General features: G+C 66.8%; 12 protein-coding genes, 1 tRNA gene and 1 pseudogene. 10 read left to right on the top strand and 4 right to left on the bottom strand.

The genetic code is table 11. From position 1 onward, the window contains the following. Window positions 1-15: 15 nt before the first annotated feature. Both AWC14_RS19595 and AWC14_RS19590 read right to left on the bottom strand, forming a co-directional pair. Window positions 16-873, bottom strand: a complete 858-nt coding sequence (locus AWC14_RS19595; protein WP_045384922.1) for a L,D-transpeptidase — start codon at window positions 871-873, stop codon at window positions 16-18. A 185-nt stretch (window positions 874-1,058) separates the two neighbouring features. After that, window positions 1,059-1,418, bottom strand: a complete 360-nt coding sequence (locus AWC14_RS19590; RefSeq protein WP_045384919.1) for an Rv2640c family ArsR-like transcriptional regulator — start codon at window positions 1,416-1,418, stop codon at window positions 1,059-1,061. A gap of 96 nt (window positions 1,419-1,514) precedes the next feature. Between AWC14_RS19590 and AWC14_RS19585 the strand changes: the two genes are divergently transcribed. Together AWC14_RS19585 and arsB are read left to right on the top strand one after the other, a co-directional pair. After that, the gene (locus AWC14_RS19585; RefSeq protein ID WP_045384916.1) at window positions 1,515-1,970 is read left to right on the top strand and encodes an ArsI/CadI family heavy metal resistance metalloenzyme; all 456 of its coding nucleotides are present in this window, start codon (window positions 1,515-1,517) and stop codon (window positions 1,968-1,970) included. After that, a pseudogene (gene arsB / locus AWC14_RS19580) lies at window positions 1,967-3,450 on the top strand (ACR3 family arsenite efflux transporter). Before AWC14_RS19585 ends, arsB begins: the two are co-directional and overlap by 4 nt. An 8-nt stretch (window positions 3,451-3,458) precedes the next feature. Here the strand turns inward: arsB and AWC14_RS19570 are convergent. Next, window positions 3,459-3,529 (bottom strand) — tRNA-Gly (locus tag AWC14_RS19570). Window positions 3,530-3,611: 82 nt separating this feature from the next. Between AWC14_RS19570 and dcd the strand changes: the two genes are divergently transcribed. The 8 genes from dcd to AWC14_RS19530 all read left to right on the top strand — a co-directional run bounded on the left by dcd (window position 3,612) and on the right by AWC14_RS19530 (window position 11,261). Continuing rightward, entirely contained in the window at window positions 3,612-4,184 is a 573-nt protein-coding gene (gene dcd, locus AWC14_RS19565; protein WP_045384910.1) for a dCTP deaminase, read from the top strand. Between the two features lie 124 nt (window positions 4,185-4,308). Continuing rightward, on the top strand, window positions 4,309-5,778 hold the full coding sequence (locus tag AWC14_RS19560) for a DUF7159 family protein (RefSeq protein WP_428838985.1): 1,470 nt from the start codon (window positions 4,309-4,311) through the stop codon (window positions 5,776-5,778). A gap of 65 nt (window positions 5,779-5,843) precedes the next feature. Next, a complete protein-coding gene (locus AWC14_RS19555) occupies window positions 5,844-7,343 on the top strand; it encodes a DUF7159 family protein (RefSeq protein WP_057003154.1) in 1,500 nt (499 codons plus the stop codon). A 159-nt stretch (window positions 7,344-7,502) separates the two neighbouring features. Continuing rightward, window positions 7,503-8,828 (top strand): UDP-glucose dehydrogenase family protein, encoded by a 1,326-nt coding sequence (locus AWC14_RS19550; RefSeq protein WP_045376696.1) that lies wholly within the window; start codon window positions 7,503-7,505, stop codon window positions 8,826-8,828. Window positions 8,829-8,832: 4 nt separating this feature from the next. Then, complete coding sequence (locus AWC14_RS19545) at window positions 8,833-9,588, top strand: maleylpyruvate isomerase family mycothiol-dependent enzyme (RefSeq protein WP_045376699.1); 756 nt, start codon at window positions 8,833-8,835, stop codon at window positions 9,586-9,588. A 22-nt stretch (window positions 9,589-9,610) separates the two neighbouring features. Next, window positions 9,611-9,964, top strand: a complete 354-nt coding sequence (locus AWC14_RS19540) for a nuclear transport factor 2-like protein (RefSeq protein ID WP_045376703.1) — start codon at window positions 9,611-9,613, stop codon at window positions 9,962-9,964. A gap of 10 nt (window positions 9,965-9,974) precedes the next feature. After that, window positions 9,975-10,841 (top strand): glucose-1-phosphate thymidylyltransferase RfbA, encoded by an 867-nt coding sequence (gene rfbA / locus AWC14_RS19535; RefSeq protein WP_045376706.1) that lies wholly within the window; start codon window positions 9,975-9,977, stop codon window positions 10,839-10,841. A gap of 54 nt (window positions 10,842-10,895) precedes the next feature. Beyond that, on the top strand, window positions 10,896-11,261 hold the full coding sequence (locus AWC14_RS19530) for a DUF732 domain-containing protein (RefSeq protein WP_052425540.1): 366 nt from the start codon (window positions 10,896-10,898) through the stop codon (window positions 11,259-11,261). A gap of 14 nt (window positions 11,262-11,275) precedes the next feature. Here the strand turns inward: AWC14_RS19530 and AWC14_RS19525 are convergent, their stop codons facing one another. Beyond that, entirely contained in the window at window positions 11,276-12,568 is a 1,293-nt protein-coding gene (locus AWC14_RS19525; protein WP_045376741.1) for a pyridoxal phosphate-dependent aminotransferase, read from the bottom strand. Between the last annotated feature and the right edge of the window lie 26 nt (window positions 12,569-12,594).

Below are 12,594 nucleotides of genomic sequence, written 5' to 3'. Positions count from 1 at the left end.
GAAAACGCGCGCAGGCTATCTCGGCGCGACGCTTGCTGGCGCCAGCCGCTGTGGCCGCTCTATCCCGGATTCCTGCACAATTACCGGATCGCCGATGTTGACGGTGTTGAAGTACCACTCTGCGTCCGCGGGACTCAAGCTGATGCACCCATGGCTGACATTCTCCAAGCCCAATGACTGGACAGCCCATGGAGCTGAGTGCACGAAGAGGCCACGCTTGGTGATACGCACCGCATAATCCACCGGGATCCGGTAGCCGTCGGGATTGGTGACAGGGATCCCGACGCTGCTCGAATCCATGATCACCGAGCGTTCCTTGGACAACACGGTGTACGTGCCGACCGGCGTCGAGTACTCCGGCCTGCCCATCGAGGCCAGCAGCACCCCTTCTTCGCCCCAGTGAGGCCGGTGATGGGGCGCGGGTCGTGGCGGAGGTGGTCCGGCCCCGACTCCGTCGATGGTGACGGTGAACGTGTGCTCGGCGATATCGGCAACACCGACGACGGCAGGGCCCGTCTTGAAATCGGTGGCCAGCGGGCCAATCGAAAGGGCCACGGTGCTGTGCGCCGGCCAGAATCGGTCGGGAACCCACTGCACCGCCTCGTTGTCGACCCACTCGAAATGGCCGCTCATCGGGGGCACCGACTTGACCTGAATGGCCCGCTCGGCAGCGGGTCGATTGGCAACGGGCGCGCTGAACGTCACTACGACTGGATGCCCCACGCCCACAGTCGCGCCGCGCATTGGCAGAACCGATGCGACCGCGAACCGATACGACTGGCTCGTCGCCGCCAGGCTGACGTCGGCCGGCCCGGCGACCACCGTCGCAGCGGTCCCGATCAGCGCAAGAACGCACCGGACAGCCGCCCGCATGGCCCCAATCCTTTTAATTGACAAAGTTGTAATAGATAGTAGGGCTGAGCTGAAGCGTGGAAGTGCAAGGGCGCGTTAGCGATTCGGTCAAGCCTTCATCACGTTTCGGCTACGGGCATAGCCGACTCTCGCGATCTCGCCACCGACCTGTCTGAACTACTGGTGGTCGTGATTCCGCTATCCGGCTAGGTGCAGCAGTTGGGATCGAGCACCGAGCAGAGTGCCACGAGCGCGTCATGCCGAGGCCGGTGATACACATTCATTCCGCGCCGTTCTGATTCGACTAGTCCGGCGCGACGTAGCTGGGTCAGGTGGTGGCTCACTGTCGACTCGGCCAGCCCCACCGCCGCCGCTAGATCGGAACTGCATTGCTCGCCTTTGGCGGAACTGAAGAGCAGCGAGACCAGCTTGACCCGTACGGGGTCGGCGAGTGCCTTCAGCCGAAGCGCTATTTCCAACGCGGCAGTGTCGTCGACCAACCCCGCTGCGACCGGTGCGCAACAGACGGGTGCGGAGATGTCCACCATCGGCAATGTCTTCGGCATAGGTTCATCGTGCCAGAGGGCATTGACATATGTCGAAGAGGTGGCATGATGACGCCAGCGGTTCGATATATGTCTCACAGGTAGGGGAGCGCAGTCATGTCACGAGTCCAACTCGCGCTGAACGTCGAAAAGCTGGATGAGGCGGTTGCCTTCTACTCGAAGTTGTTCAACACACAGCCGGCGAAACTCGAAGACGGCTACGCCAACTTCGCCATCGCCGAACCGCCGCTGAAGCTCGTGCTGTTCGAGAACCCCGGCAAGGGCGGCACGATCAACCACCTCGGTGTCGAAGTTGACTCAAGCGAGAAGGTCCACGCCGAGATTGCCCGGCTAACGGGCGAGGGAATGTTCACGGAGGAACAGATCGGGACGACCTGTTGCTTCGCGACGCAAGACAAAGTGTGGGTCACCGGACCGGCCGGCGAAAGGTGGGAGATTTACAAAGTTCTCGCCGACTCAGACACCTTTTGGGGCGAGGACGCGACGGCTGTCGGGGACGCAGCGGCGGTTGAAGAGGCCTGCTGCGCCGGAAACTCCTGCACAGCCGGATGAACGCACCGGCCATCGCCGACCACACCCCCGTCGTCGGAAAGCTGTCCACGCTCGACCGATTCCTACCGCTGTGGATCGGCGCCGCGATGGTGGCCGGGCTGTTGGTGGGCCGCGCGCTTCCCGGTTTGGACCGCGGCCTCAGCGCCGTTCAGGTTGATGGCATCTCATTGCCCATCGCCATCGGGCTGCTGGTGATGATGTACCCGGTGCTCGCGAAGGTCCGCTACGACCGGCTCGACACCGTGACCGGCGACCGCAAGCTCATGGTCGCGTCGCTGTTGCTCAACTGGGTGATCGGTCCGGCGCTGATGTTCGCCTTGGCGTGGCTGTTGCTGCCCGATCTGCCCGAGTACCGCACCGGCCTGATCATCGTCGGCCTGGCACGGTGCATCGCGATGGTCATCATCTGGAACGACCTCGCGTGCGGCGACCGTGAAGCCGCCGCCGTCCTGGTGGCACTCAACTCGGTGTTCCAGGTGATCATGTTCGCCGCGCTGGGCTGGTTCTACCTGTCGGTGCTGCCTGGCTGGCTCGGCCTGGACCAAACGTCAATCAGCGTCTCGCCATGGCAGATCGCCAAGTCGGTGCTGATCTTCCTCGGCGTGCCCCTGGTCCTCGGTTACCTGTCGCGCCGGATCGGCGAACGCAGAAAGGGGCGGGCCTGGTACGAGAGCCGGTTCCTGCCGAAGGTTGGACCGTGGGCGCTTTACGGGCTGCTGTTCACCATCGTGATCCTGTTCGCCCTCCAAGGCCACCAAATCACCACCCGGCCATGGGATGTCGCGCGGATCGCGCTGCCACTGCTGGCCTACTTCGCCATCATGTGGGGCGGCGGCTACTTGCTGGGGTCGAGGATGGCCCTCGGCTACGAGCGCACTACCACGCTGGCTTTCACCGCCGCCGGCAACAATTTCGAGCTAGCGATAGCCGTGGCCATCGCCACCTTCGGGGCGACCTCCGGCCAAGCCCTCGCCGGAGTTGTCGGCCCGCTGATAGAGGTGCCCGTACTTGTCGCGTTGGTCTACGTGTCGTTGAGCTTTCGACGCCGATCCGCCGGGACCGCACCATGAACAAACCAGGCGTGCTGTTTCTCTGCACTCACAACGCCGGACGCTCGCAAATGGCGTTGGGCTTTTTCAACAGGCTGGCGGGTGGTCAGGCGGTCGGTTACTCGGGCGGCTCGCAGCCCGCCGACCGGGTGAACCCGGTAGCCGCCGCAGCCATGGCGGAAAGAGGTATCGACATTACCGCCGAACAACCCACGCGTTGGACCGAAGCCATGGTTGAAGAGGCCGATGTCGTCGTCACGATGGGTTGCGGGGATACATGCCCCTTCATTCCCGGCAAGCGCTACGAGGACTGGGAGTTACCGGATCCCGCAGGCCAACCAATCGAGGCCGTGCGACCCGTACGCGACGAGATCGAGGCGCGGGTTCGGCAGCTGCTGAAGGAACTCGGCATCGAGCCACCGCCGCCGTAAAGTACCGGAGCCGATGACGGGAATCGAACCCGCGTTCTCAGCTTGGGAAGCTGATGTTCTGCCATTGAACTACATCGGCGCGATTGCTGGGAAAGGCTAGCATCCGGCGCCGCGCCGTTCATCACCAACGCGGCTGGCAGCCCAGCGGATACGCTCGTCGCGTGCTGCTCTCCGATCGCGACCTCCGAGCCGAAATCGCTGCCGGCCGGCTGGGCATCGACCCGTTCGACGACACGCTGGTTCAGCCGTCCAGCGTGGACGTCCGCCTCGACAGCATGTTCCGGGTGTTCAACAACACCCGCTACACCCACATCGACCCATCCCAGCAGCAGGATGAGCTGACCAGCCTGGTGCAGCCGGTCGACGGCGAACCGTTCGTGCTGCACCCCGGTGAGTTCGTGCTGGGGTCGACGCTCGAGCTGTGTACCTTGCCCGACGACCTAGCCGGCAGGTTGGAGGGCAAGTCGTCGCTGGGGCGGCTGGGCCTGCTGACCCACTCGACGGCGGGCTTTATCGATCCGGGTTTTAGCGGCCACATCACGCTGGAGCTCTCCAACGTCGCCAACCTGCCCATCACGCTGTGGCCGGGCATGAAGATCGGCCAGCTGTGCATCCTGCGGCTGACCAGCCCCGCCGAGCACCCCTACGGCAGTGCCCGGGCCGGGTCGAAGTACCAAGGCCAGCGCGGGCCCACACCGTCTCGGTCGTACCAAAACTTCATCAAATCGAGTTAGGCACGGCGGCCGATGCCAGCTTGCTTTAAGCGTTGACAGGTAGGGTCGAATCATCAGGGTCAATAGGCGCATGTACTGCGCTGCCCGGACCACGAGCGGGTAGCAAACTACTTAGGAGGAAGTAGTGGACACCGTACTCGGTGTGTCGATGGCACCGTCGACGGTCCGCATGGTGCTGGTAGAGGGTGAGAACGCCGATGGTGTCACGATCGACCAAGACAACTTCGAGCTCAGCGCCAACGGGAGGCCGGCAAACACTGTTGCTGCCGACCAGGTGATTTCGGCGATTCTGGGGACCCGCGAGGGCGCCGCCGAGGGCGGCTACCACCTGGCCTCGACCGGCGTGACGTGGAGCGACCAGTTCGAGGCCGCCGCACTGCGCGACGCGCTGGCTGCCCGCAAGATCGAAAACGTCATGCTGGTGTCGGCGTTCTTGGCTGCGGCCGCGTTGGCCCAGGCCGTCGGCACCGCCACCAACTACGCCCACACCGCGCTGCTGTTCATCGAGCCGGATACCGCCACGCTGGCCGTGGTCGACTCCGCCGACGGGTCCGTCTCCGAGGTACATCGCGAGCCCCTCCCGGAGGACGACGACGAGGCCGTCGCCGCCATCACGCAGCTCGCCGCCAGCGCCGACCGTCTGGAGTCACGGCCCGAGGGCTTGTTCGTCGTGGGTTCCGGGGTGGACATCCCGCTGATCAAACCGGCGCTGGAGGCCGCGACGACGCTTCCGCTGAGCGCTCCCGAGGAGCCGGACATGGCGCTGGCCCGGGGCGCTGCGCTGGCGTCGGCGCACGCGCCGCTGTTCTCGTCGTCGACCGCCGCGCTCGCTTACGCCCAGGATCCGGGCACCGGCGCGGTGGACCCCTATGCCGTTTCTCCGGGCTACCTCGCCGCGGCCGATGTCGACTCGGGCGAGGAGGCCCTTGCCTACAGCGCCGTTCCCGACGAGGAGGCCGAGGCCTACACCGCCGAGGGTCCAGACGCCTACGTCGACCTCACCGGCGAGGAGGAGATTCTGGACTCCGGCATGCTCGACTTTCGGGCGGCCGCGGCCGAGTCCAGTCGTAAGCCGTTTCTGACCGCGATGAGCGTGCTGACGATCTTCGTCGTCGGCGTTGTGGCGCTGGTGATTTCGTTGGCGTTCAGCATCCGGCCGACGGTCAATCAGCGACCCAACCTGAGCCAAAACGCCGTCGCGCCGACCAAGCAGGCGCCGCCGAAGGCGCCGGCGGCTGCGGTGCCCGCCCCGCCCAAGGCGGCTGCCCCCGCACCAGCGCCCCCGCCCGTGCCCGCTGCGGCCCCGGCGCCTGCCCCTGCGCCTGCGCCGGCTCCCGTGCGGGCGCCCGCTCCCGCGCCGGCTCCCGCTCCCGCTCCGGCACCTGCGCTGCCTCCGCCGCCTCCGCCGGTATTGCCGCAGCTGGGGCAAATTCTCGCGCCGCCGCCACCCGGCCCACCGGTCGAGCCGTGGGGCGGTGATCACGGCGGTGGTGGCTGGGGTCATGGTCGCGGCGGTGGCCGTGGCCACGGCGGAGGCCCCCCGGGCATCAAGGTTCCGCTGGCTCCCGGTCTCAACCTCGGCATCGGGTTCTAAGCGCCGGGCCGCCGAAAACGGGTACTCCTCTGACCAACGCTTGGCGGCACGAATTTGGAGGAGCAATGGAGACCGTACTAGGGGTGTCGATGGCACCCTCGACGGTTCGCATGGTGCTGGTCGAAGGTGAAAACGGCGACGGTGTCACAGTCGAGCAGGACAACTTCGACGTCGACAACGGCTCGGCACCTCAGAGCGCACCGGAACAAGTGGTTTCGGCGATCCTGGGCACCCGCGAAGGCGCCGCCGAAGGCGGCTACGAACTGTTGTCGACGGGTGTGACCTGGACCGACCAGGCCGAGGCCACCGCCCTGCGGGACGCATTGGCCGCCCACAAGGTCGAAAACGTCATGCTGGTCTCCGCGTTTTTGGCGGCGGCGGCGCTGGCGCAGTCGGTCGGCAGCTCGGTTGGCTACTCCCGCACCGGGCTGTTGTTCCTCGAACCGGACACCGCGACGATGGCCATTGTCGATTCCGCCGACGGGTCGATCACCGAAGTGCGCCGAGAGCCGCTGCAAAGCGGCGATACCGCAGGCGAATTGGCCGCTCTGGTCGCCGATATGCAGACGCTGCCGTCGCGGCCGGACGGGCTGTTCATGGTCGGCTCCGGAGTGGACATCGCGCCGCTCAAATCACAGCTGGAGGCGACGACGTCGCTGCCGGTGAACGCGCCCGAGGAACCCGAGACGGCGCTGGCCCGCGGGGCTGCGCTGGCGTCGGCGCATGCGCCGTTGTTCTCGTCGTCGACCGCGGCGCTGGCCTACGCGCAAGATCCCGGGACCGGCGCCATCGACCCGTATGCGGTGACCCCGGGATACCGCCCCGCACCCGACGGCGCCGACGGCGGTGAAGCGCTGGCCTACAGTGCGGTCGCGGACGACGAAGCCAACGCGCCCACCGCTTACGCCAACCGGCCGGACCTGCAGACCGGCGCATTCGCCGGCGAGGGTCGGCGTGGACGTCGGCCCGCGGCGCTGGTGGCGAGCGCGGTGGCCGCGATCTTCGTGGTCGGCGTCGTGGCGCTAGCGGTTGCGCTGCTGATGACGATGCGCCCGTCGGTCGGTGAGCGGCCGAATCCGGGACACCCGATGGTGGTGCCGAGCAATCAGGCGCCGCCGCAGCGATCGCAGCCGGCTGCGCCTCCTCCGCCGTCTGCGCCGCCGCAGGCTCCCGCAGCGCCATCTCCGGCGCCCGCGGCTCCCGCTCCCGCGGCTCCCGCTCCCGCGGCTCCCGCTCCCGCGGCTCCCGCTCCCGCGGCTCCCGCTCCTGCTCCCGCGGCTCCTGCGCCCGCGCCTGCGGCGCCGGCGCCAGCAGCCCCGGCACCGGCAGCTCCTGCGCCCGCGCCGGCCGCCCCCGTGCCGGTCCCGGTCCCGGTTCCCGTCGGGCCCGGGGTTGGCGGCGGCGGGATCCCCGGCATCCCCGGTGGCGGTGGCATTCCGGGTATCCCCGGCGGCGGTGGTGGCGGAGGTCACGGCGGCGGTGGCGGTCACGGTGGCGGTCACGGCGGCGGTCACGGCGGCGGCATCCCCGGTGTTCCGGGAATTCCCGGCATCCCGGGCCTGTAGCTCCACACGGTTGTGCGGTTTCATACGCGACACGCCGACGCGAGCGTATGAAACCGCACAATCGATGATGGCCGGACGCAGCAAACTGTCATCTGGCGTTCGCCTGTCGCTTGGTAACCGGACACGGTTAGCTCGTCGCGGCCGCCTACACAAGGTGTTATGCGATGCACCGTCTTCGGCACGGGCTATCTGGGTGCTACCCACGCCGCCGGGATGGCCGAGTTAGGGCACGACGTCGTCGGCGTAGACATCGATCCCGGCAAAATCGCCAAGCTGGCCGGCGGTGACATCCCGTTTTACGAACCCGGACTGCGAAAGATGTTGAGCGACAACATCGCCGCGGGCCGCCTGCGGTTCACCACCGACTACGAGATGGCCGCCGAATTCGCCGACGTGCACTTCCTCGGCGTCGGAACCCCGCAAAAGAAGGGCGAATACGGCGCCGACCTGCGTCATGTGCACGCCGTCATCGACGAATTGGTGCCACGGCTGACCCGGGCGGCGGTCATCGTCGGCAAATCCACTGTGCCGGTGGGGACCGCGGCCGAACTGAGCCGACGTGCCCGCGCTCTCGCACCGGCCGGCGTCGACGTCGAAGTGGCATGGAACCCGGAGTTTCTGCGTGAGGGGTTCGCGGTCCACGACACTTTGCAGCCGGATCGCATTGTCCTTGGCGTGCAAGAAGATTCGACGCGCGCCGAAGCAGCGGTCCGAGAACTGTACGCGCCGATGCTGGACGCCGGCGTGCCGTTCTTGGTCACCGACCTGCAGACCGCCGAATTGGTCAAGGTGTCCGCCAACGCCTTTCTGGCGACCAAGATCTCGTTCATCAACGCCGTCGCCGAGGTCTGCGAGGCCGCCGGCGCCGACGTCACGATGCTGGCCGACGCGCTCGGGCACGACCCGCGCATCGGGCGGCAATGCCTCAACGCCGGCTTGGGTTTCGGCGGCGGCTGCCTGCCCAAGGACATCCGCGCGTTCATGGCCCGCGCCGGCGAGCTGGGCGCCAACCAGGCGCTGACATTCCTGCGCGAAGTCGACAACATCAACATGCGCCGGCGCACCCGAATGGTCGAACTGGCCACCGCCGCGTGCGGCGGTTCGCTGCTGGGCGCCAACATCGCGGTGCTCGGCGCCGCGTTCAAACCCGAATCCGACGACGTGCGTGACTCGCCGGCCCTCAACGTCGCCGGGCAGCTCCAGCTCAACGGCGCCGCGGTCAACGTGTACGACCCCAAGGCCCTGGACAACGCCCACCGCGTGTTCCCCACCCTGAACTACGCGGTCTCGGTCGCCGAGGCGTGCGAGCGCGCCGACGCGGTGCTGGTCCTCACCGAGTGGCGCGAATTCGTCGACCTCGACCCCGACGAGCTTGCTGATCGGGTGCGCGCCAAGGTGATTGTCGACGGCCGCAACTGCCTGGACGTCGCCCGCTGGCAGCAGGCGGGTTGGCGGGTGTACTGCCTGGGGCGGCGCGTAGCCTAACCGCGTGGACCACGCGGCAGCATTGCTCGAGCAAAACCACGCCTTCGGTGAGGTGATCCGCAACGCCGACCCGTCGACCCCGGTGCCGACCTGCCCGGAGTGGACCTTCAAGCAGTTGTTCCGCCACGTCGGCCGCGGCGATCGGTGGGCGGCGCAGATCGTCCGCGACCGGGTCGACCACTATCTCGATCCGCGCAGTGTCGAGGGCGGCAAGCCGCCGCCGGATCCCGACGACGCCGTCTCCTGGCTGCACGGCGGCGCGCAGCTGGTGATCGACGCCGTCGAACAGGTGGGCATGGAGACCCCGGTGTGGACGTTCCTCGGGCCGCGGCCGGCGTATTGGTGGGTCCGTCGTCGGCTGCACGAGGCGACCGTGCACCGCGCCGACGCCGCGCTGGCCCTCGGCCTGGACTACACGCTCGCACCCGAGTTGGCGGCTGACGGAATCAGCGAATGGCTGGAGCGGGTTGCCGCCCAAGCGGGCTCCGAGGATTCGCCGGCACCGCTCGACGACGGCCAGACCGTGCACCTGCACGCCACCGATCCCGGGCTCGGTGCGTCCGGTGAGTGGACCATCGGCGCCAGTGACGGCCGGATCACCTGGTCACACGACCACGGCAAGGGCACGGTGGCCCTGCGCGGACCCGCCACGGACCTGCTGCTGGCCGTCACACGACGAGTTGCGGTCGCCGACACCGATATCGCAGCGTTCGGCGACGCCGCGGTATGGCAGACCTGGCTGGACCGCACGCCGTTCTGAGCGGCGCGGTACGTTGCAGGTCATGACGACATCGGAGATCGCCACCGTACTGGCATGGCACGACGCCCTCAACACGTCGGACATCGACACCTTGATCGCGCTGTCCAGCGAGGACATCGAAGTCGGCGACGCGCATGGCGCCGGGCAGGGCCACCAGGCGCTGCGGAAATGGGCCACCGAGCGGGCTCAAGCGGCGGAGCTGGGCAGGATGTTCGTTCACGACGGCGTCGTCGTCGTCGAACTCAAAGGCGCCAACGGCGCTGCGGCGGCGGCGTTTCGGGTCGTTCACGATCACGTCACCTCGGTGTTCCGGCATGATGACTTGGAATCGGCGTTGGCGGCAACCGAGCTCACCGAGGCCGACCTGGTCGACTGAGGAGTAGCTGATGCGCGGAATCATCCTGGCCGGCGGTTCGGGCACACGGCTTTATCCGATCACCATGGGCGTCAGCAAGCAGCTGCTGCCGGTTTACGACAAGCCGATGATCTATTACCCGCTCTCGACGCTGATGACGGCCGGCATTCGCGACATCTTGGTGATCACGACCGGGCACGATGCGCCCGGCTTCCACCGGCTGCTCGAGGACGGCGCGGCATTCGGCATCAACGTCAGCTACGCGGTGCAGGACCGGCCCGACGGCCTGGCTCAGGCATTCGTCATCGGCGCAGACCACGTCGGCACCGATTCGGTGGCGTTAGCGTTGGGAGACAACATCTTCTACGGCCCCGGCCTGGGCACCAACCTGCGGCGCTTCCAAACCATCAGCGGTGGTGCGATTTTCGCCTACTGGGTGGCGAACCCCTCGGCGTACGGAGTGGTCGAATTCGGCGACGACGGCATCGCGCTCTCGCTCGAGGAAAAACCGGCCACGCCGAAATCGCACTACGCGGTTCCGGGGCTTTATTTCTACGACAACGACGTGGTCGAGATCGCCCGGGGCTTGAAGCCGTCGGCGCGCGGCGAGTACGAGATCACCGAAGTCAACCAGATCTACCTGAATCAGGGCCGGCTCTCGGTGGAGGTGCTGGCGCGCGGCACGGCCTGGCTGGACACCGGGACATTCGACTCCCTGCTGGACGCCAGTGACTACGTCCGCACTCTGGAACGCCGGCAGGGCTTGAAGATCGGCGTGCCGGAGGAAGTGGCCTGGCGGATGGGATTCATCGACGACGAGCAACTGGCGCGCCGTGCGCAGAGCCTGGTCAAATCCGGCTACGGCGACTACCTGTTGCAGTTGCTCGAACAGCGCTGACGCGCGTACACGATGACAACTACACCTAACCCGCAGCCGATCCGTGGCGGAGTTGTGCTCGTCGCGGTGGTCGTCGCTCTCATCGTCGTTGCCGCAGTATCGGTTTCCTACTGGAAACGTGACCATCCCGCGCCGAAAGGATCGACGTCGTCGTCGCAGGACGCGCCGGCTGCTGCCTCGCCGGGGACGATGGACAAGGACAGCCGCTTCCTCTGGCTGTTGTCCAGCGAAGGCATTGAGCTATCCCAATCCACCGATGTCGCGGTCAACGATGCGCACCGCGTTTGCTCACGCCTGGAACGCGGCGAAAGTGAAGAGCAGGTCATCGACGACATTGTCGCCGGATCGCCGGACCTGACGCCCGATACCGCAGCCGATTTCGCAGACATCGCCCGGGAAGTGTTCTGCCCCGAGGTTTGATCAGCGCCTCGGCGTCACTGGCGGTAGCTGACCAGGAAGTTGCCCAGCCGCTCGATCGCGTGCGACAGGTCACGCGCCCACGGCAGCGTCACGATCCGCAGGTGATCCGGTGCAGGCCAATTGAATCCGGTGCCCTGGGTGACCAGGATCTTCTCCTGCAAGAGCAGGTCCAGCACCAGTTGCTCGTCGTCGGTGATGTCGTACACCTCCGGGTCGAGCCGCGGGAAGGCGTAGAGCGCCCCGGCCGGCTTGACGCACGAAACCCCCGGGATCTCGTTGAGTTTGGTCCAGGCCACGTCGCGCTGTTCACGCAGCCGACCGCCCGGCAACACCAAATCCTCGATGCTCTGGTGACCGCCCAGCGCCACCTGGATCGCGTGCTGCGCAGGGACATTCGGGCACAGCCGCATATTCGCCAGCAGATGGATGCCTTCGATGAAGCTGCTGGCATGGTCTTTGGGTCCCGTGATCGCCAACCAGCCGGCCCGGTAGCCGGCAACCCGATAGGCCTTCGACAATCCGTTGAACGTCAGGCACAACACGTCCGGCGCCACCGAGGCCATGCTGATGTGCTTGGCGTCGTCGTAGAGGATTTTGTCGTAGATCTCGTCGGCCAGCAGCAGCAGCTGATGCTTGCGCGCCAAATCGGCTATCTGCGTGAGCACTTCGCGGCTGTAGACGGCTCCGGTCGGGTTGTTGGGGTTGATCACCACCAGCGCCTTGGTGCGCTCGGTGATCTTGGATTCCAGGTCGGCGATATCGGGCTGCCAGTCCTGCGTCTCGTCGCACAGGTAGTGCACCGGCGTTCCACCGGCCAGCGAGGTCGACGCCGTCCACAACGGATAGTCGGGGGCCGGGATCAATACCTGATCGCCGTTGTCCAGCAGCGCCTGGAGGGTCAGCGTGATCAGCTCCGAGACCCCGTTACCCAAATAGACGTCGTCGACGTCGAATCGCGGGAAGCCGTCGACGAGTTCGTAGCGGGTGACCACCGCGCGCCGCGCCGGCAGGATGCCCTTGGAGTCCGAATAGCCCTGCGCGTATGGGAGCGCCTGGATCATGTCGCGCATGATCACGTCGGGCGCCTCGAACCCGAACGGTGCCGGGTTGCCGATGTTGAGCTTGAGGATGCGATGCCCCTCGGCCTCCAACCGCGCCGCGTGATCGTGTACCGGGCCGCGGATCTCGTAGAGGACGTCTTGCAGCTTCGACGACTGCGCAAACGTGCGCTGGCGCGGCTGGTGCCCGGTGGCATGCCAGGGCAACTGATGCGTAGTCACGTCCACCATGGTGCCATGGCCGTCCAATGGAAATTTGCTGAAGTCGACGACTG

This window comes from Mycobacterium kyorinense (assembly GCF_002101735.1).
GTDB lineage: Bacteria > Actinomycetota > Actinomycetes > Mycobacteriales > Mycobacteriaceae > Mycobacterium > Mycobacterium kyorinense.
The sequence above is the reverse complement of the archived record's forward strand: the minus strand, read 5'-3'. Positions and strand labels throughout refer to the sequence as shown.